The sequence below is a fragment of the Neobacillus sp. BF23-41 genome (assembly GCF_041106275.1).
Window position 1 is genome coordinate 41,083 of record NZ_JBGBPR010000023.1, and the last position, 18,674, is coordinate 59,756.

Here is an 18,674-nt window from a genome sequence, read left to right on the forward strand (position 1 = left end):
CACCTAATTCTTATGATTTCTTTTTCAAGTTTATCATATTGGATAAGTTTCAATCACTGGATATGCTTGAAGAAAAATAGAGTACGTCCATGGACGCACTCTTATTCCTTTTCAGCCAGCTCTGCCAGATATGACCAGCGTTCGATTAAGTACTCAAGCTTTTCGTTTAATTCGGTTTCCTGCTTCATCAAATCCTGTGCTTTCGTAAAATCACTGCCTGTTTTCGCCATTTCAACACCTATTTCTTCAATACGGGTCTCTGTTTTCGCAATGTCTTCATCGATTGATTCCCATTCTTTTTTCTCTAAATAGGTCATTTTTTTCTTTTTTTCTTTCTCAACCGGTTTAGATGGCTTGGCCGAAACAGCGACTGTTTTTTGTGTTTCAAGCGCTGATTCCTTCTCAAGATACTCTGTATAATTCCCAAAGAATGAATCTATTGTACCTTCCCCTTGTAGGACGAGAAGCTGTTCAGCCACCTTATCTAAGAAATAGCGGTCATGAGAAACTGTGATTACCACTCCCGGGAAATCTTCCAAATAATCTTCAAGAACCGTCAGAGTCTGGGTATCGAGATCATTGGTTGGTTCGTCCAACAATAACACATTTGGTGCAGTCATCAATATTTTCAACAAATATAAACGTCGTTTTTCCCCGCCCGATAGTTTTCGAATCGGGGTACCGTGCGAAAATGGAGGAAATAGAAAGCGTTCAAGCATTTGAGCAGCAGAGATCGTTTTCCCGTCCGATGTTTCGACAATCTCGGCCGTCTCTTTAATGTATTCAATCATCCGCTTATTTTCATCCATATCTTCACTTTCCTGTGTATAATAAGCGATTTTTACCGTTTGCCCCATGATAAACTCACCCTCATCAAGGGGGATATGTTTTGCGAGGATATTTAATAAGGTTGATTTCCCGGTTCCGTTTTTCCCGATAATACCTATCCGATCCCCCGGCTTCACAAGTAAATCAAAATGATATAAAATCGTTTTTGATCCGTATCGCTTGGAAGCATCCTTCAGTTCAAATACCTGCTTGCCAAGCCGACTGCCATTTAACGAGATATCCATCTTTTCAGAAGATGACTTCCCACTCGAAACCTTTTCATCGAGCTCATTAAATCGTTGAATCCTCGCCTTTTGTTTTGTAGACCTGGCTTTTGCACCACGCCTAATCCATTCGAGCTCCCTGCGGAACAGATTCTTACTTTTTTCATAGGTAGCTGCCTCATTTTCTTCACGAATCGCTTTTGCTTCTAAAAAGGCGGCATAGTTCCCTTTATAACTGTATAATTGACCACTATCGAGCTCAAACATCCGATTCGCAACCCGATCTAAAAAGTAGCGATCATGGGTGACAAGCAAGATCGAGCCATTGTATCTACTTAAATAATCCTCTAACCATTTTACCGAATCAAAATCGAGATGGTTCGTAGGTTCGTCTAAAATAAGTAAATCCGGCTCGGCAATTAATACTTGAGCTAATGCGACGCGCTTTTTCTGTCCGCCCGAAAGTTCACTGATTCTTTTTGTAAATTCCTCAATCCCTAATTTCATTAAAATCGACTTTGCATTGGTACTGGCATCCCAGGCATTTAAAGCATCCATTTGCTTTTGTAATTCAAAAAGGTCTTCTTGGACTTTTGTGTCATTTGGAGAAAGATTCAGTTCTAATAAAGTTTTTTCATAAGCACGCATTAGTTTTAGGATGGGAGCATCGCCATGGAAGACTTGTTCAAGGACCGTTTTGTCACCGTCTAACTCCGGCTGTTGGTCTAAAAATGTAATGGAATAGTCTTTACTTGTGATAATTTTTCCTTCGTCAGGAGTATCCAGTCCTGCAATAATTTTTAATAATGATGATTTACCGGTCCCGTTGATCCCGATTAATCCCACACGCTCTTTTTCTTTAATTGTGAAAGAGATATTGTTAAAGAGCTGTTTTTCCCCATACGTTTTCGAAACATTTTCTCCTGTGAGCATTTTCATTCTTGTCCATCCCATTCTTGGTAAAATTGTTCTAAAAATGTTTCCATCATTTGTTGACGGCTTTCTGCCATTTCTCGGGCAGACTCTGTATTTAGTAAATCTTTTAATTTAAGCAACTTTTCATAAAAGTGGTGAATACTTGTTGATTTACCTTTTCGATACTCTTCTAAGCTCATTTCGTTTCGAACTTTAATGCCGGGGTTATAAATTGGTTGTCCTTTTTTACCGCCATAGGCAAACGCCCTCGCAATCCCGATGGCTCCAATCGCATCTAATCGGTCTGCATCCTGGACGATTTTGGCTTCAATCGTTGAGAGCTCACTATTTATGCCGCCTTTATAGGAAATCGTTGCGATAATTTGTTTTATATGTTTTTTTTCATTATCTGTTAGCGGAATGGTTTGCAAAAAGGTTTCCAGTTTTTCTTCACCTTTTTCGATACTTTCATTCAACTTTTCATCAGGGATGTCATGGAGTAATGCAGCCATTTCAATAATGAACACCTCTCCTATCTTTTCTTCCCTGCAAATATGTAAGGCATTCCGTCGAACGCGGTCGACATGGAACCAATCATGGCCTGTCGCATCTTCAGCCAATTCATTACGGACAAATTCTTCTGTTAGCACAATTATCGGATTCTTCATTGCTTGAAAGCACCTACCTTTATCCTTGCTATTTTAACATGAAAAACAAACAAAAAATAACCCCGAATGTTCGGGATTATTTTTTGTTAGCTTGGCGTCCGCTTTTTTTCTGACTTTGCGACTTGCTATTACCAATTTGAAACTCGCTTCCGAGTTCAATATCATTTCGTTTGTCTTGCTTTTCAATTTGTTCTCTCGTTTGGTTCGGATTTTGTCTCCCTTGCTTACTAATAGCGCATCTCCCTCTCATCTAAGATTTAATACAATTTTAGTATGCTCAGTTTGGAAGTAAGTTATTTCAACTCATTATGCCAACTGATGCCAAGGGTATTTTCACCTGCATGCACTCCGATTACCGCGCCTAATGGACAACAGTTGATTTCTAGTTGAGGAAATTCCTTTCTTAATTCATCCATCCAATTAGCTGCGTGACTCTCGTGCAAACCATATAAAATATATACCTCTTTAAAATGATGCTGCTCGTAGGATGACCTTAAGTAATCCAATATTTTTTCCTTTGCCTTTTTCTCACTTCTTGCTTTTTCTTTCACACTCAGCGCACCATCTTCGATCGAAATAATTGGTTTAACGTTAAGCATGCTGCCGAGAAAGAATTTCAAGCCTGACATTCTGCCGCTTCGGTGGAGCTGTTCTAAACTGCCAACAAGAACATAAGTCTCGTTGGTTTTCTTAATTCTTTCGAGTTGACTGATTACTGATTCAAGACTAGCGCCTGCTTCAAGAAGCCTTATTCCTTCTTTAAGTAAAGCCGTCATTGGATAGGTTAGGATTTTGGAATCAATGGTGGTTACTGGAATCTCAACAAGCATTGCAGCTTGCTCACTCGAGGATACCGTGCCACTTAATTTTCCTGATAAAAGAACGGCGACAACTTGGTCGTAATCCTTAGACAGTTGTTCGTATAATGCTTGAAAAGCTCCAATAGAAGGTTGTGATGTTTTAGGTGGATATTTAAGTTCCTTTAATCTTTCGAATAATTGAGCAGGGGTTAAGTCAATCCCATCAGAAAATTCCTCACCATCAAGTAAAATCGTTAATGGAATGGTATATAAATCTGGATGATTTTTTAATTCTTCGTCTAAATAGGCTGTACTATCTGTGACCCAAGCCGTTTTGACCAACGTCATCTCCCCTTTTTTATAAAAAAATGAACAGATATGTAAATTAATCGTACATAAAAATTTGAATATTGTAAATATTTTAAAAGCCTAATTAAAACCAGCTTTGGATGAAAAGCTGGTTTCGCTTCATATTGCTAAAATTTCCTGTTCAGTTGCTTAAGAGTTGTCATGATAAACTCAGTCATTTCAACCAAATCATCCACTTGGTCTTCCCGAATCAATCGATCAAAATCAACATTAATCACATGATTATGCTTTCGTGCGATTTCAAGTGGTTGATACTGAACAATTTGAGTAATCTTTCTCGTGGCCCCCCATACGTTTAGTAGGATGTTTTCAACCGCTTGAAAGTCTATTTCCATGTCATTATGTTCAATTAAAAATTGGAGCCTTAAATGACACCCTGCCTTCTGTTCTGATTGTAAGGCCGGTAAAAGCTCTGCTGCTAGATTAACCAGGTTTGATGCCATTTCAATATTCGCTATTACACTGCTTTTAGGTAAACGGAAAGATACATCAAATTTCCGAGACATCTTAGCCATGTTGATTAGATCGTTTCGGTCTGTAATAACAATCTCACCGATAATATCTAAATCATAAAGAGCACCTTCAATCACCACTTTCATGTTATCAAAGGCTGTCGGATCAAACATATCCCATCTACTCTCCTCTTAAGAAATGCGCAAGCACCCGCTCGGCCGCTTGCGCTAGACAGTTATCTAAGTTCAAATTTTATTACTTTCTTTTTTGAATTAGAAAAGCCCAACTGCATTCCCGTTTTCATCCACATCCATATTTAAGGCAGCAGGTTTTTTCGGGAGGCCTGGCATGGTCATAACATCTCCAGTTAACGCGACGATAAATCCAGCTCCAATCGAAGGTTTAAACTCCCTGACCGTCACGCTGAAATCCGTCGGTCTACCTAACTTTTCAGGATCATCAGACAAGGAATATTGAGATTTCGCCATACAAACAGCTAAATTAGACCAGCCGAATTTTTCAAAATCAATCAATTGTTTTTTAGCCTTTGAAGAAAATTCTACATCTTTTCCACCATAAACCTTTTGGACAATAGTTCTAACTTTCTGTTCAATCGGATCAGATAGGTCGTATAAAGGCTTAAAATTGTTTTCATTCTTGTCAATGACAGCCAATAGTGTTTCAGCTAGCTCGATGCCTCCTGCTCCGCCTTTTTCCCACACTTCTGTTAAGGCAACAGGAACATTCTCTCTTTCACACCATCCAAGTAATGTTGTTACTTCAAGTTCTGTATCAGTGATGAATTTGTTAACTGCAACAACTACTGGTAATCCAAAGCTATTGATTGTCTCGATGTGTTTTTTTAGATTTGCAAAACCAAGTGTTAGTGAAGGAATATTCTCTTTTGCTAACTCACTTTTTGCTACTCCCCCATGCATTTTTAAGGCACGAATAGTCGCAACAATAACAACTGCTTCTGGTTGGATCCTCGCACTTCTTGATTTAATATGTAAAAACTTTTCTGCACCTAAATCTGCTCCAAAGCCAGCTTCAGTGATAACATAATCCGCTAACTGAGCCGCAGCTTTAGTTGCTATGACGCTATTACACCCATGGGCAATATTTGCAAACGGACCGCCGTGAATAAGAGCTGGCGTATGTTCAATCGTCTGAACAAGATTTGGTTTGACCGCATCTTTTAACAATAACGTTAATGCGCCTTCTACACCTAAGTCACCGACCGTTACCGGCTCCTTATGATAATTATAGGCAACAACCATCCGTGATAATCGTAATTTTAAATCCTTTAGATCTGTTGCTAAACATAAAACCGCCATAATTTCCGAAGCGACCGTAATGTCAAAGCCATCTTCCCTTGGAACACCTTGAAGGGGCCCACCAAGACCGATAATAACTTTTCTTAATGCACGGTCATTTAAATCAAGGGATCGTTTCCAGACTATTCTCCGTTGATCTATGTTAAGTTCATTTCCTTGTTGGAGATGATTATCGATTAACGCTGCGAGGGCATTATTTGCAGTCGTAATCGCATGCAAATCTCCAGTAAAATGTAAGTTGATGTCTTCCATTGGCAGGACTTGCGAGTATCCACCGCCAGTCGCCCCACCCTTAATACCCATAGTTGGGCCTAATGAAGGCTCTCTGATTGCGATCATCGTTTTTTTACCTAACCGATTAAAAGCATCTGCCAGTCCAACTGTCACAGTCGATTTACCTTCGCCTGCTGGTGTTGGATTAATGGAAGTGACAAGGATAATTTTTCCGCTATCCTTCGTTTTGAGTTTAGCAAGAGCTTCATTTGAGATTTTAGCTTTGTATTTACCAAAAAGTTCTAGATCATCCTCTTCTAAACCAATTTTTTCGGCGATTTCAACAATTGGCTTCATCTTTGATTCTTGTGCAATATCAATGTCTGATTTCACTTCAGTTTTCAATACCACCTTTATCCCCCGCATTCAGCATTTAGAATTGGACTTACGGTTTCATTGTATCAAATAAGCGCTTTCAATCCGATAATTAATTATGACAAATTAATTAATACTTTTCTGAATTTACAATAATGTTTATAATATAAATATCAAATATTTAAAATATTCATTGACTCCTTATCGTAGGTAGTTATATCAATGGATGGAGTATTTAGAAATACTCCTAATTAACCTGAAAAAGGGGCTGATCACTTGCCAATTAACATTCCAAAACTCCTTCCAGCGAGGGAAATTCTCGAACACGAAAATATTTTCATTATGGATAATGAACGTGCTATTGCTCAGGACATCAGACCATTAAATATCCTTATTCTGAATTTAATGCCTGAAAAAGAAAAAGCAGAAACACAGCTTTTAAGATTATTAGGAAACTCGCCTTTACAAGTAAATGTCAATTTTCTAAAAACCAACTCCTATGAATCCACCCATACGAGTAAACAGCATCTCGAACAGTTTTACACCACCTTTTCCCAAGTGAAAAACATAAAATTTGATGGGATGATTATTACTGGTGCCCCAGTAGAGCTATTAGAATTTGATCAAGTTAAATATTGGTCGGAATTAACCGAGATTATGGACTGGGCCAATCAAAATGTCACTTCGACGTTACATATTTGCTGGGGTGCGCAGGCTGCTCTTAACTACCATTATCGGATTGGTAAATTTGAGTTACAGCGAAAATGCTCAGGTATTTATCCTCACCGGATTTTCGAACCTAATGACACTTTGCTGCGAGGGTTTGACGACCAGTTTTATGCTCCCCATTCTCGCTATACTGATGTATCGATTGAAGCAATTAACAAGAATCCAGAATTAACATTATTAGCCGCCTCTGAAGATGCAGGTGCCTTATTAATTGCCTCTCGGGATAGAAAGCATGTCATGATTACCGGACATTTGGAATATGAATCAGATTCGCTGGCCCAAGAGTATGAAAGAGACTTGAATAAAGGCCTTGAAATCCATATACCGGAGAACTATTTTCCAAACAATGATCCAACCCAGCCGCCAATTAATCGCTGGCGTTCTCATGGTCATTTATTTTTTTCAAACTGGCTTAATTATTATGTATACCAGGAGACCCCTTTTTTTTGGGGTTAACACTAAGCATCGGGTAAATTCCGATGTTTTTTTATTATAATTGTTTGTTTATTATTTGTAAAAATAGAAAGAATATAGGAAAAAGCAAGGTATTGCTTTTAATAATAATCTAAATAGGAGAATTTTCATGGAATCAATTGTGGCACTTCACCGTAATTCCTTTGGAGAAATTATCAACTTTGTCACTTCTGAGGGACGAATCATTTCTTATCGAAAGGCAATACTAGAGGCAGAAAATGGTTTAATTCAAGGGGTTCAGGCTATTGAGGAAGAGCATGGTAGAATGTCTTTAATCCCAGAGAGCGACCAATCTTTTGATCAATACCCAGATTTATATTAAAAGCACCTAGCAATTGCTGCTAGGTGCTTCTTTATTATTCACTTTCATTCTGTTTTTGTATTTCATTTAATGCCTCTATACGCTTTTGGTCTTCTTCAAAAAACTGAACCAGGTCACCAATTCGATCAATTGAATCCCAGCTTAAATGGTGTTCAATCCCTTCGACATCGTTATATATATTTTCATTTTTCACACCGATGATTTTGAGGAACTGTTCTAGTAAATCATGTCTGAAGACCAGGCGCTTGCCAATCTTTTTCCCCTTGGCTGTTAACACAAGTCCTCTATATTTTTCGTAGACTAAATATTCATCTTTATCAAGTTTTTGCACCATTTTCGTTACTGAGGAGGGATGTACTGACAGCGCTTCAGCAATATCTGAGACTCGAGCGTATCCTTTTTCTTCAATCAATATATATATTTGTTCAATATAATCTTCCATACTTGGTGTTGGCATCCCATACCCTCCAAAAAATTACTCAACTAAAAGTTTACTATATAAAAAAAATAGTGACAAGGCACTTTATCACTTATATAAAATAACATTTCTTTATTTTGCTGCCGTTTCTTCGAATAAAAATTTTACCTTTTTTTCAGTTTGGTCTATAAAAAGCCTGGCATTAAAGGTTTTTTCTTTATTGGTAAAACCTTCAATCAGCTCGGTTTTTCCTTCTGATAAAAGCAGCTTTAGGTTCTTCTGGGTAATATTTTTACCTAATATTTTCTTTGAAATAGTGAAATCGCATTGATTTTTTTGGTAATTTGAACAACCGTAAAAGCTGCCCTTATCTACGACTGAACCATCACATTTTTTACAAGGACCCAGCTTGGTAAAAGCCTGCTTCCTCCCTTTTTGCTTCCCAGGTGCAAAATTTTCGCGAATCTCCTCCGAGAAAGACCAGTTAGTAGCTTGACCAATACTTGACGAAATTAAATGAATGACCATCTTCTTTGTTTGCTCCATAAATTGCTTTGGTGCAGCAGACCCCTCAGATATTTCCTTTAGTTTCTGCTCCCACTTTGCGGTCATTTCAGGTGAAGCTAAAATTTCTTTCCCAATGGCCTCAATGAGGATTTTGGCTTTGGCTGTAGCATAAACTAAATTCTTAGTAACCTCAATATATAGACGGTCCTTTAGCATTGTAATGATGCCTGCTCTGGTTGCTTCTGTTCCAAGGCCCTCGGTCTTTGTCAGAATTTTTTCGAGTTCTTTATCATCTATATGCTTACCAGCCGTTTTCATTAACGTAATCAATTGACCTTCAGTATAGCGTTTTGGCGGCTGAGTTTTGCTTTCTTTAACTTCCACTTTATCCGACCGACCCTGCTCACCTTCTGCTAGCATTGGTAGTGCAGGTTCATCTTCGTTATCTTTTGGATTCAGTACTTTACGCCAGCCTTCTTCAATTTGAACCTTCCCTTTCGAGATAAACGTTGCCCTTCCATCCACCAATGTTGTCACAGTAGTATATTCAGCTATGGCCTTATTGTAGTGTGCGGCGATCAAACTTGTTACAACTAAATCGTAGATTTTTTTCTCATCTGGGGTGAGCCGCTCCACATTTGGGATTTGTTCCGTCGGAATAATCGCATAGTGGTCTGTGACCTTCTTTTCATTCACATAGCGTTTGTTTTCTGAAATCGAAGCAAATGGTAACGGGAAGAAACTTTCGTAATCTTTAATATGACTTAATTTGTTTAAGACTTCCGGGAAAGTATTCGCTTCTTCTTTTGTAACGTACCGTGAATCTGAACGAGGGTACGAGACATTTCCCTTTTGATAGAGCTTTTGCATAACATCGAGAGTTTTCTTCGGTGAGAATTTAAAGCGTTTATTTGCCTCGGCTTGGAGGGCGGAAAGATTATACAAGAGTGGAGGAAAGAACTCTTTCCTTTCTGATAGAACCTCGCTTACTTCGGCAGGTTTATCCTTGCAAAAAGCAGCAACTTTTTCGGCTAACTCTTTTGTATTCACTCGGGTTTCCCCATCGTTCTGCCATTTTCCAGTATATTTTTTTCCATTCATTAAAAAATGTGCGAGAACCTCCCAAAAGGGTTCCGAGTTAAAGTTCTCTATTTCTATTTCTCTTTTAACAATAAGTGCTAAGGTTGGTGTTTGTACTCTACCAACTGAAAAGACATCAGAAAATCCTTGTTTTTGTAAAAGTAAGCTATACAAACGTGAAGCATTCATACCAACCACCCAGTCAGCACAAGCCCTTGTGTATGCTTCAAAAAATAAACTACGTGTTTCTTGCTCGTCCAACAGCTTTTTAAAACCCTCTCTAATGCTATTAGCTGTTAACGACGAGATCCACAGCCTTTTCATGGGTTTGTGACATTTTGTTAACCTGAGGATATTGCGGATAATCAGTTCACCTTCGCGCCCCGCATCACCTGCATGAATAATTTCAGTCACATTAGAATCAGACACTAACTTTTTGATGACCGCAAATTGTTTTGCCTTATCTTTCGTTACTTCGTATTCAAACTGTTCAGGGATAATTGGTAAATTATCTAACGACCATTTTTTCCAGCCTTGCTGATATTTTTCGGGCGAGACTAATTGGCATACATGACCAATTGCCCAAGTCACATAGGCTCCCTTAGGAAAAATATCATTTGGATAAATTTCGATAAAACCATTTTGTTTTTTATGTTTAAAGATTGATGCTAAGGTTGACCCTTGATCCGGCTTTTCGGCAATAATTAATTTCATTATGATTGCTCCCTTTTTACAAAGCATCCCGAAATCCATTTTACCCATTAAATCCCGTGTACGTAAAGACTAAATAATCACCATATCCACTAATTTCCTCTACAATTTTATGATAGTGGTCTATCGAGACTATATAATCGACTGTATCATTCTTTACTTTTCAGTAATTGTAGATTCATTCAATTTCTAAGTACAGTGGTAATAATGATAATAATTATTTTTAGAATTACTCTCAAAGTTCTTACTATTAAAATAGCAGACTACGTCACGAGATCTCCTTAGTATTTTTTCTGTTATTTGACAAATAGACTAAATAATAAAAAAGAGTGATCAAATGATCACCCATAATGCTTGCTATTGTTAACTCAACGGCTTTATTGAAGGAAGATCCTGACTATACCAATTACCCTCGGGGATAATATTCGAAACTGTTAAAATTAAGGATGGAATTCTCTCCACATTGAACACAATCGCACCAATTTTCTTTGTAAAAATGATAAAGGCATTTCCATGTGAATAATTATCTAGGTCTAATCCCATATGGAGCAGTGCAAATAAAATGGTCTGCTTTTCATCAGAATCAATATAAACTTGGGGTGAAAATCTTAATATCCATTCATCACCTTCAATGGAAAATCGGTACATCCTATCCCCGCCTCTGTAAATAAATTGATTAATTTAAGATATGATGCAAAGGTATTTTTCATGTTAGGGGTACGGACAAAATCAGACACTTAAATATTTTCATAGAAACTACCATAATTTCAATATAAGAGACAAGTCATTCCTTGACTGTAAATTTTCAATATTGTATATTTAAAGCATCATGTAACTATATATGCATAGCAAGTGGCTGCATGATAATATTTATCTTTGGCACCAATAAGGGTGGCTTGAAAGGCTTAGGAGGAAGAAGTACATGCAAAACGGTAAAGTAAAATGGTTTAACAATGAAAAAGGTTTTGGTTTTATTGAAGTAGAAGGCGGCGACGATGTATTCGTACACTTCAGCGCTATCACTGGCGAAGGCTTCAAATCTTTAGAAGAAGGCCAAGAAGTTTCTTTTGAAATCGTTGAAGGAAACCGTGGACCACAAGCAGCTAACGTTGTAAAACTATAATCTAAAATAATCAATCAAGGGCTGACGTTTTCGTCAGCCTTTTTTATGGGCGCTAACAGGACTTAGGTGAATTTTCAACTCAGTTTCTTCCCATACTCCTGAAGTTGTTCTCCCACTGTACACTTTGAAATGCAAAACCGGTGTGCTGCTCTCCGCCCACCTTCTTTTTTCAAATGCTGGTGTAAAAAGCAGCCTTCACAGTATTGAACCATTAAGGATTCTACATGAACCAATAATTGCCTTTTGTTTAAGTCCTTCACAAGAGTTTCACACCCATTTCCTAAAGAATCAATGTTTTTGCAAAAATTTCTTTTCCCTCTAATGCTTGTGTCGCCAATTTATCTGCTTCTTTGTTATCTTTTCTAGCAATGGACGTATATTTAGGGACTAAACCAAGCGTTTTAATTTTTTCCTCAATTCTGTCAAGCCAGCTATTAAGCGTATCTTCATAACAAGGCCAATCCCCTTCCAGCTGTTTTAAAACCACTTGGGAGTCACCTTTAAATTCACAAGATAAATGATGAACTCCTAAATCCTCTAAAATATTTAGTGCATAATAAAAAGCAGCATACTCTGCTTCATTATTTGTTTCCAATTCATCAATCCGTTCATTGGCTCGGATACGGTATTTCTTCTTCCCCTGCTTAAAAAAGATTACAGCCCCAAGACCTGCTTGATTTGTTTCCTTTTGAAACCCTCCATCAAAGTAAACAGTTATTTCATGAGGATCATCTTCAATTTCGGTCATCAACTTTTTCATTTCCTTTAAGATCCATGATGTTCCCTTTTCATCATAAAAAAACAAATCAGATACTTTCCCAGTCATTTCAAGCTCTTCACCAATTTGTATAGCCGTTTCACCTGATACCATTTCAGAGGAAAACTGTACCTTTTCATTACTTTTTATTTTATACATCCACTCTAACCTATAGTTCAATGTCCTCAACCTTTCTAAAAAGAATTCAAGGGCTTTTTAAATAACATATTCCATGCCACTATATCGACCACATCATTCTAACCTATTCTGATATATATTCTTATCATACCCACTTCTTCATAGTAGTTATAAGAATAAATATTTTCTGACTTAAAAGAAATATGATAAACTTTCACTATTACATTTATGGAGGAAACAGAATTGATTGAGGTTTATATTGACGGAGCTAGTGCCGGAAACCCTGGACCAAGTGGTGCCGGGATATTTATTAAAGGAAACGGCATTACAGAAAAATATTCAATTCCATTAGGAAAAATGACGAATCATGAAGCAGAATATCATGCATTTATTAAGGCTTTGGAAATATGTTTAGAAAAGGGATTTGAAAATTCCGTCGTGTCTTTTCGGACCGACTCTCAATTAGTTAACAATGCAATAGAAAAGGAATTTGTAAAAAACAAACTATACTTACCATTATTTGAACAGGCATTACACTTATCAAAGAAGTTTCAATTATTTTTTATGAAATGGATCCCAAGTGCTGAAAATAAGGCGGCGGATGAACTAGCAAGGCAGGCAATAAGAAAAAATATTCCCGAGGAGCAATGATACATCATGAAAAAACCTATTTTTGCCGATTTAAGTTTGCTCCTTGTAACGATCATCTGGGGTAGCACTTTTGTGTTAGTCCAAAATGCAATTGATTTTCTTGAACCGTTTTCCTTTAATAGCATTCGCTTTCTTGCGGCAGCGATTTTATTGATTTTCTGCCTTGTGATATTTGAAAAAAAACAGTTAAAACAATTGAATTTAAAGCTGCTTTTATCAGGTGTATTTATCGGATTTTGGCTTTTCCTTGGTTATGCTACCCAAACAATCGGCCTGTTATATACAACCTCTTCCAAAGCCGGCTTTATTACAGGGTTAAATGTTGTCCTTGTTCCAATATTTTCAATGATGTTATTAAAGCAGTTTCCGAACAGGAATGCTGTCTTGGGCGTGTTAACTGCGACCATTGGCTTATTCCTATTGACGATGACTGATGTTACTTCATTAAATAGAGGTGATGGTTTCGTTTTCATTTGCGCCATCAGTTTCGCCCTACAGATCATCTATACAGGTAAGTTTAGTAATAAATATCCAACCTTGCTGTTAACAGTCATTCAAATTTCAACAGTCGCGATATTATCAATTTTATCCTCTTTCCTATTTGAAGATTGGAAAAAGTCATTTAATCCACATATATTACTCAAGCAAGATGTTCTGGTTGCCCTTGTCATTACAAGCATATTTGCAACAGCGCTGGCATTTATGATTCAAACAAATTTTCAAAAATACACCTCTGCAACTCGAGTTGCGTTAATTTTTGCAATGGAGCCGGTATTTGCCGCGATTACAGGTTTTTATTGGGCAAATGAACGACTTTCCTATAGTGCCTTAGTTGGGTGCTGCCTCATTTTTGCAGGAATGATTTTTGCTGAAATGCCAACAAACAAAATCCCTTTACTAAGAAAAACAAAATCCCTAGAGGATAAGGTCTCATAAAAAAACTCCCTTTTAGTGAAGGGAGTTAATCTAATTATATCGCTAACAGTTCCTTTTCTTTAACGAATCTAATGGCCTCTTTCCTTGAGTTGATCCTGTTCGAAATTAATGTTTCCAGTAACGATACATAAAAACTGCCATCAAAACTTTTTTGCGCTTTTAATGTCAGTTCAATGGCTGTAATACTCATTTCATCAGAAGCATTTGTGTAGTGTTTCCCAAAAAATATAAAGCCAATTGCATCCTCTTGGAATTGAAATCCTTTTCCTTCCAAGTGGTGCAAATAATCTTCGACTGTTCCCAATAACTTTGCCATCCCTCTCCCAACAAACTGTGAACATCCCTTAGAATCTTAACTTAAATTTTGATAATTTTCTATTCTTTTTTGTACATAGGTGACCTATGACTCCCACCAAAACACCTAGAATTGCCCCTCCTACAACTTCTTCAGGCTCATGGCCTAACATTTCTTTTAGCTTTTTTGGAGAGTCCTGTTTAAATTCAACACTTTCCTCTTTATGAATTTTTTCAATTAATTCATTCATTGAATTTACCTTTAAGGTAAGCTCCCCAGTTTGCCTTCTTACCCCTTGCGCATCATACATGACAATTAATCCGTAAATCAGTGAAAGGGCAAAATCAAAAGTTGGCAGTCCACGCTGCATTGCAATGTATGTTGTTAATGTAGAAACCCCAGCTGAATGTGAGCTAGGCATCCCACCGGTACCAAAAAACAGCTCTGGACGCCATTCTTTCTTTTTATAATAATGAATAGGAATTTTCATCCCTTGTGCTAGTCCCATGCTGAAAAGTGCTAAATAAACACCCTTGTTCATCATATCACCCCTGCTAATATTGTTCGAAAGCCCGTGTTTTATTATTCCACATGGAAATACTAAAAAAGTGGGAGGTGAACATAGATGGGTAAAAATGGTCAAACTAATCGAGGTGTCAAAGCTCCAGGGGTTAATCCTCAAGGATATGGTCAAGATGCGGAGTTCGCTGAAGAACCAAAAAGTAAACTAGAAAATGCAGCAAAGAAAAAAAACACTAAATAGACGCAAACATAAAAACTGGCTGTCCCTTGTCGAGACAGCTAGTTCTATTTAAAGTTTTTGCCTATTCGCAAGATAGATGCAATAAGGAATAAGCCGCCTGGCCACTTCAAATTCCCTATGCTTACAACCTGGCCTCCAATTGACTTCAAATAACCATAGTCTTTGCAGTTGATCCATCCCAACATCAATACCCAGTTCATCAAAGGAATGTTCGTATAATGTGTCGAAATGAGCAGAAAATGTTAATGCAAATTGCTCTAGAACTGTTTTTATTCGATCTGACTCTTCCTCAAATTCATCCAAAAGAAAAGTTTCTAAGTCACCGCGGTACCCTCCGCTGCTAATATTGCTAATCAATTGGGCGTTACCGCTGATCCTGGGATAAATTAAGGTAATTTCCCAAAAACCGCGTCCATTTTTTTGAACATGCAAGCGAAAATCATAGGTTAATCCGGCTTTTGTTTTACATTCAATAAAAGGCTGAAGCAAATATTTTTTTTCAAGGACCAGCCCTTCAATTAGAACCTCCATTTCCTTTTGATTAAGTACGCTAACTTTCTGACCGTCGGTTAATTTGAACAGTTGCTTTTCATTAAGTTTTTCGATAAATAATATTTTTTTACCTTGATTACCGGTTAATGGTTTGATTACAACTCGAGAATGTTCCTGGAAAAAAGAGATAAATTTTTGTGGATGATTTAATTTTGTGGAAGGAATCAAATAACTGGAGAATTCTTTCGCATTAAAGATTTTTTTGTACACTTTGAACTTATTTCCAACAGGATAACTTGTAAAAATAGCATATTCCTTTAATTTTTTCAAAATGGCGGATTGTCTTTTCGTTTTAGGGTTGCAGCTGTTAATGATGACTGTTGGAAAGTCGATAACTTTTTGTGTCCATTCACCATGTTGATACACCCAGCCATTAATTTTCAAATGATTAAAATCAACATTGTTGTAAGAAAAATAAAAAAAGGGGATTCCCTCCATTTTTGCGACAGCAGCAAAGGGATAAGCTTTTTTAACTTCTCGCGGATTTTTTCGATAGTGAAGCATCCCAATCGACTTCAAAATCATCACATCCTTAAAATGGCTCTAAGTAAAACTTGATTTCCTTCGAAGCTATTAATGCAATCTCCTTGGCCTGTTCAGGTGTATCAGCGCTGGCAATCACATAGGCATATCGATCACCTAGTGAATACGGCTTGGTTAAGATCGCCCCTTTTCTTGGTTTCACATAAACTTCCTTTACACCAACATAATTTAAGGCTTTAGTTTTTCCGGTCACTTTTATGAGTCGGCCCCGTGAACTAACAGTGAGAAATTTTGCATAGACATGTGTCCTTTTCGTTGCTTCTAGATAAGGGTCTTGCCCTAAGTAAAGTTTAAGTGTTTCTTTAATTAAATTGATTCCTGTACCCTCTTGAATAATTCTATTCATTGCACCTCCAGACATTCTTGGATTTATTTCTATTAACTTCCACTTCCCTTCAATAAGCCTCATTTCTAAATGACAAGTACCATTTTCTAATTCAAGTGCTTTAATAATACTTTCAACGGCAATTTGTAATTCCTCTAAAGTCTCATTTTCTACTACGGCCGGATAACAATACCCAGTAATAATAAAGCGATCACCATTTAAGACCTCTTGTTCAATTACCGCCACAATAGATATCTGCCCCTCCTTAACGATAACTTCGATTAGGTATTGCGTTCCAATCAAGTATTCTTCAATTAATACCGGAATAGAAGGGAATTTTTTATTTAAGTAGTCCAATCCTTCTTTTAACTCAGAGTAGGTTTCAACCAGTAATACATCCTTTGACCCATTAGATATGGGAGACTTTAATATAAGTGGTAACTGACGTTGATTTTCCTCGACAAATTGTTGAATAGACTTTTCTCCTTGAAAAATAGTAAACTTTGGTGAAACAGGCAGCGTTTTAAGGTGCTCACGAAACCGAGTTTTCTCTTCTATGATTGCCAAAGCATCCGTGGACATTTGAAAAAGTCCTAATTTTTTCGAGATTCGCGCCGCAAAAGAGACAAATGGATCAATGAAACTAATAACAGCACAGATTTGTTTTCTATCTTCTTCAAGGTTATTAATTATTGAAAAAATCATCTCCTTATCCATTAAATTTTCGACATATACCATCTGATGAACTTCAGGGAATTCTTTCTCTTGCTTTATAAATTCTCTTCTGTTCGTTAACAAAACAGTATAATAACCCATAGTTGTTGAAATACTCAGAGCTTCTCGGCTCGTTCCTGATTTGTTACTTCCAACAAAGACAATTGTTTGCATACCAACCTACTTCCTCTTTGTTTTTTATTGGCCATTTCTTTTAGTCAACAAATATTTCCCATAGCATATTGGGGTGATGTAGGTTTCCCGCCATGTTTCGAACATTAAAGCATTACGAAATGCTAACCTTAGATCTCGGGCATTACATTCAATAAACATTGGAAAACCATCCATTGTAATTCCGACATCAAGTCCAATATCTGCAAAGTTAGCAGTTTGATCACCCAACTGTTTGGCAACCCTTAAGGATAAACGTTCAACGTCGGCGACTACCTGTCTTTCATTAAGGTGTGGGAGGTTTCTAAGAATATCTTCAAAAATAACGCTAGCACCACCACTAGCAACATTTGTAACGAAGTGGCCTGTTTTTGCTACTTTCCCCACCATCCCTGTCACTTGCCATTCTCCAAACCCATTTCGTTGGACGGTTACCCGAACGTCAAATGGATTATTATTATATTCCGCAAGTTGAATTCTCTCTTGGATTATATACATACCGCTTGTTACCAACGATTTTATTTTCAATGGTAATTGTTCCGCAGGGAGCATTTCTTCCAGCCACAAGTCATTTTGGGGATAGGTTAACAAGCACTCTGTATCGTTAAGGCGTGTAGCTCTCATGTTACGTTTTCCAAATGTACCATTGATTGGTTTTATGATTAACTCGCTATGTTTTCCCATCATTTCGACCATATTACCAAGATTGAAGCGAACGGTTTCTGGGAGATGTGGTCTAATATCTACACATTCCCTTAATAACTTATGAGTTTTGTATTTCCCATATTGATTCCATTCATTAAAAATGATTAAGCCTTCAGCTAATAACATTTTAATCTGTTTCTTTGCATCCTTCGTACAATGATACCCTCTGTTATGAATCACCAATGGTTTAGGAATAGTGTTCTTCAGATACACACCGTTACTATTCATCACATAACCCGTTATCTCTGGTTCGCCAGGCAGTAAATCCTCCAAACGAAGATACACAGGAATTAAATTATTTATATTCCCCCCTTCCTCATAGAAAGCCAGGATTTCTGGTTGTTTTCCGCGGTCAAGTTCTCTATATAATTGCGAGCTGATTATAATTCCAATATATTGCTGTTCCAAGCTATTTCCCCGCCTTATTTATAAGGTTTAGGTTCAGTTAACATAAATAAACTGCTTTCTTACTATTAAATGCAAAAGTTATGTATTTGGAGAGATAAAAACCCAAATTAATTTGAAACACTCATTAAATACGTGAATACACTAACTTACATTAATCTAAGAGGTGTTTT

Annotated in this window: 21 protein-coding genes; 6 read left to right on the plus strand and 15 right to left on the minus strand. The window is 37.2% G+C overall.

Translation table 11 applies throughout. From position 1 onward, the window contains the following. Positions 1-101: 101 nt before the first annotated feature. The 5 genes from AB7942_RS24245 to AB7942_RS24265 form a co-directional block, all read right to left on the minus strand. Positions 102-1,991, minus strand: a complete 1,890-nt coding sequence (locus tag AB7942_RS24245; protein ID WP_369448875.1) for an ABC-F family ATP-binding cassette domain-containing protein — start codon at positions 1,989-1,991, stop codon at positions 102-104. Then, positions 1,988-2,635 (minus strand): HD domain-containing protein, encoded by a 648-nt coding sequence (locus AB7942_RS24250; protein ID WP_088088713.1) that lies wholly within the window; start codon positions 2,633-2,635, stop codon positions 1,988-1,990. Before AB7942_RS24250 ends, AB7942_RS24245 begins: the two co-directional genes overlap by 4 nt. A gap of 293 nt (positions 2,636-2,928) precedes the next feature. After that, positions 2,929-3,777 carry a DegV family protein gene (locus AB7942_RS24255; RefSeq protein WP_369448876.1) on the minus strand — a complete coding sequence of 283 codons (849 nt, stop codon included), beginning with the start codon at positions 3,775-3,777 and terminating at the stop codon, positions 2,929-2,931. 134 nt (positions 3,778-3,911) lie between these two features. Then, positions 3,912-4,430 (minus strand): hypothetical protein, encoded by a 519-nt coding sequence (locus AB7942_RS24260; protein ID WP_369448877.1) that lies wholly within the window; start codon positions 4,428-4,430, stop codon positions 3,912-3,914. Between the two features lie 99 nt (positions 4,431-4,529). Continuing rightward, entirely contained in the window at positions 4,530-6,218 is a 1,689-nt protein-coding gene (locus AB7942_RS24265; protein ID WP_369448878.1) for a formate--tetrahydrofolate ligase, read from the minus strand. Between the two features lie 240 nt (positions 6,219-6,458). Here AB7942_RS24265 and metA point away from each other — a divergent pair, with 240 nt between their 5' ends. After that, positions 6,459-7,367, plus strand: coding sequence for a homoserine O-acetyltransferase MetA (gene metA, locus AB7942_RS24270; protein WP_369448879.1), 909 nt, complete (start codon positions 6,459-6,461; stop codon positions 7,365-7,367). 127 nt (positions 7,368-7,494) lie between these two features. Further along, positions 7,495-7,707, plus strand: coding sequence for a DUF3892 domain-containing protein (locus tag AB7942_RS24275; RefSeq protein ID WP_088088718.1), 213 nt, complete (start codon positions 7,495-7,497; stop codon positions 7,705-7,707). A 34-nt stretch (positions 7,708-7,741) separates the two neighbouring features. On the opposite strand, the gene mntR is transcribed toward AB7942_RS24275, so the two are convergent. The 3 genes from mntR to AB7942_RS24290 all read right to left on the minus strand — a co-directional run bounded on the left by mntR (position 7,742) and on the right by AB7942_RS24290 (position 11,071). Then, positions 7,742-8,164 (minus strand): transcriptional regulator MntR, encoded by a 423-nt coding sequence (mntR, locus tag AB7942_RS24280; RefSeq protein ID WP_088088719.1) that lies wholly within the window; start codon positions 8,162-8,164, stop codon positions 7,742-7,744. 93 nt (positions 8,165-8,257) lie between these two features. After that, entirely contained in the window at positions 8,258-10,426 is a 2,169-nt protein-coding gene (locus AB7942_RS24285; protein WP_369448880.1) for a DNA topoisomerase III, read from the minus strand. 360 nt (positions 10,427-10,786) lie between these two features. Continuing rightward, positions 10,787-11,071, minus strand: a complete 285-nt coding sequence (locus AB7942_RS24290) for a hypothetical protein (RefSeq protein WP_088088721.1) — start codon at positions 11,069-11,071, stop codon at positions 10,787-10,789. 274 nt (positions 11,072-11,345) lie between these two features. Here AB7942_RS24290 and cspD point away from each other — a divergent pair, with 274 nt between their 5' ends. Beyond that, positions 11,346-11,546, plus strand: coding sequence for a cold-shock protein CspD (cspD, locus tag AB7942_RS24295; protein ID WP_026563856.1), 201 nt, complete (start codon positions 11,346-11,348; stop codon positions 11,544-11,546). A 74-nt stretch (positions 11,547-11,620) separates the two neighbouring features. Here the strand turns inward: cspD and AB7942_RS24300 are convergent, their stop codons facing one another. Both AB7942_RS24300 and AB7942_RS24305 read right to left on the minus strand, forming a co-directional pair. Next, a complete protein-coding gene (locus AB7942_RS24300; RefSeq protein WP_168244852.1) occupies positions 11,621-11,806 on the minus strand; it encodes a zinc-finger domain-containing protein in 186 nt (61 codons plus the stop codon). A gap of 20 nt (positions 11,807-11,826) precedes the next feature. Then, the gene (locus AB7942_RS24305) at positions 11,827-12,483 is read right to left on the minus strand and encodes a reverse transcriptase-like protein (protein WP_088088723.1); all 657 of its coding nucleotides are present in this window, start codon (positions 12,481-12,483) and stop codon (positions 11,827-11,829) included. Positions 12,484-12,684: 201 nt separating this feature from the next. Here AB7942_RS24305 and AB7942_RS24310 point away from each other — a divergent pair, with 201 nt between their 5' ends. After that, the gene (locus tag AB7942_RS24310; RefSeq protein ID WP_088088724.1) at positions 12,685-13,092 is read left to right on the plus strand and encodes a reverse transcriptase-like protein; all 408 of its coding nucleotides are present in this window, start codon (positions 12,685-12,687) and stop codon (positions 13,090-13,092) included. Between the two features lie 6 nt (positions 13,093-13,098). Then, positions 13,099-14,028 (plus strand): DMT family transporter, encoded by a 930-nt coding sequence (locus AB7942_RS24315; RefSeq protein ID WP_335396816.1) that lies wholly within the window; start codon positions 13,099-13,101, stop codon positions 14,026-14,028. A 34-nt stretch (positions 14,029-14,062) separates the two neighbouring features. Here AB7942_RS24315 and AB7942_RS24320 read toward each other — a convergent pair whose 3' ends face one another. Continuing rightward, the gene (locus AB7942_RS24320) at positions 14,063-14,344 is read right to left on the minus strand and encodes a DUF6123 family protein (RefSeq protein ID WP_179195908.1); all 282 of its coding nucleotides are present in this window, start codon (positions 14,342-14,344) and stop codon (positions 14,063-14,065) included. A gap of 28 nt (positions 14,345-14,372) precedes the next feature. Beyond that, on the minus strand, positions 14,373-14,864 hold the full coding sequence (locus tag AB7942_RS24325) for a divergent PAP2 family protein (protein ID WP_088088726.1): 492 nt from the start codon (positions 14,862-14,864) through the stop codon (positions 14,373-14,375). A gap of 84 nt (positions 14,865-14,948) precedes the next feature. Here AB7942_RS24325 and sspL point away from each other — a divergent pair, with 84 nt between their 5' ends. Continuing rightward, positions 14,949-15,086 carry a small, acid-soluble spore protein L gene (sspL, locus tag AB7942_RS24330; RefSeq protein WP_088088727.1) on the plus strand — a complete coding sequence of 46 codons (138 nt, stop codon included), beginning with the start codon at positions 14,949-14,951 and terminating at the stop codon, positions 15,084-15,086. A gap of 48 nt (positions 15,087-15,134) precedes the next feature. On the opposite strand, the gene AB7942_RS24335 is transcribed toward sspL, so the two are convergent. Genes AB7942_RS24335 through AB7942_RS24345 form a run of 3 tightly spaced genes read right to left on the minus strand, consistent with a single transcriptional unit; the run spans position 15,135 to position 18,504 of the window. Then, entirely contained in the window at positions 15,135-16,157 is a 1,023-nt protein-coding gene (locus AB7942_RS24335) for a YheC/YheD family endospore coat-associated protein (RefSeq protein ID WP_369448881.1), read from the minus strand. Between the two features lie 13 nt (positions 16,158-16,170). Further along, positions 16,171-17,394 carry an ATP-grasp domain-containing protein gene (locus tag AB7942_RS24340; RefSeq protein ID WP_369448882.1) on the minus strand — a complete coding sequence of 408 codons (1,224 nt, stop codon included), beginning with the start codon at positions 17,392-17,394 and terminating at the stop codon, positions 16,171-16,173. Positions 17,395-17,418: 24 nt separating this feature from the next. Further along, entirely contained in the window at positions 17,419-18,504 is a 1,086-nt protein-coding gene (locus AB7942_RS24345; RefSeq protein WP_369448883.1) for a YheC/YheD family protein, read from the minus strand. Positions 18,505-18,674: the final 170 nt, after the last annotated feature.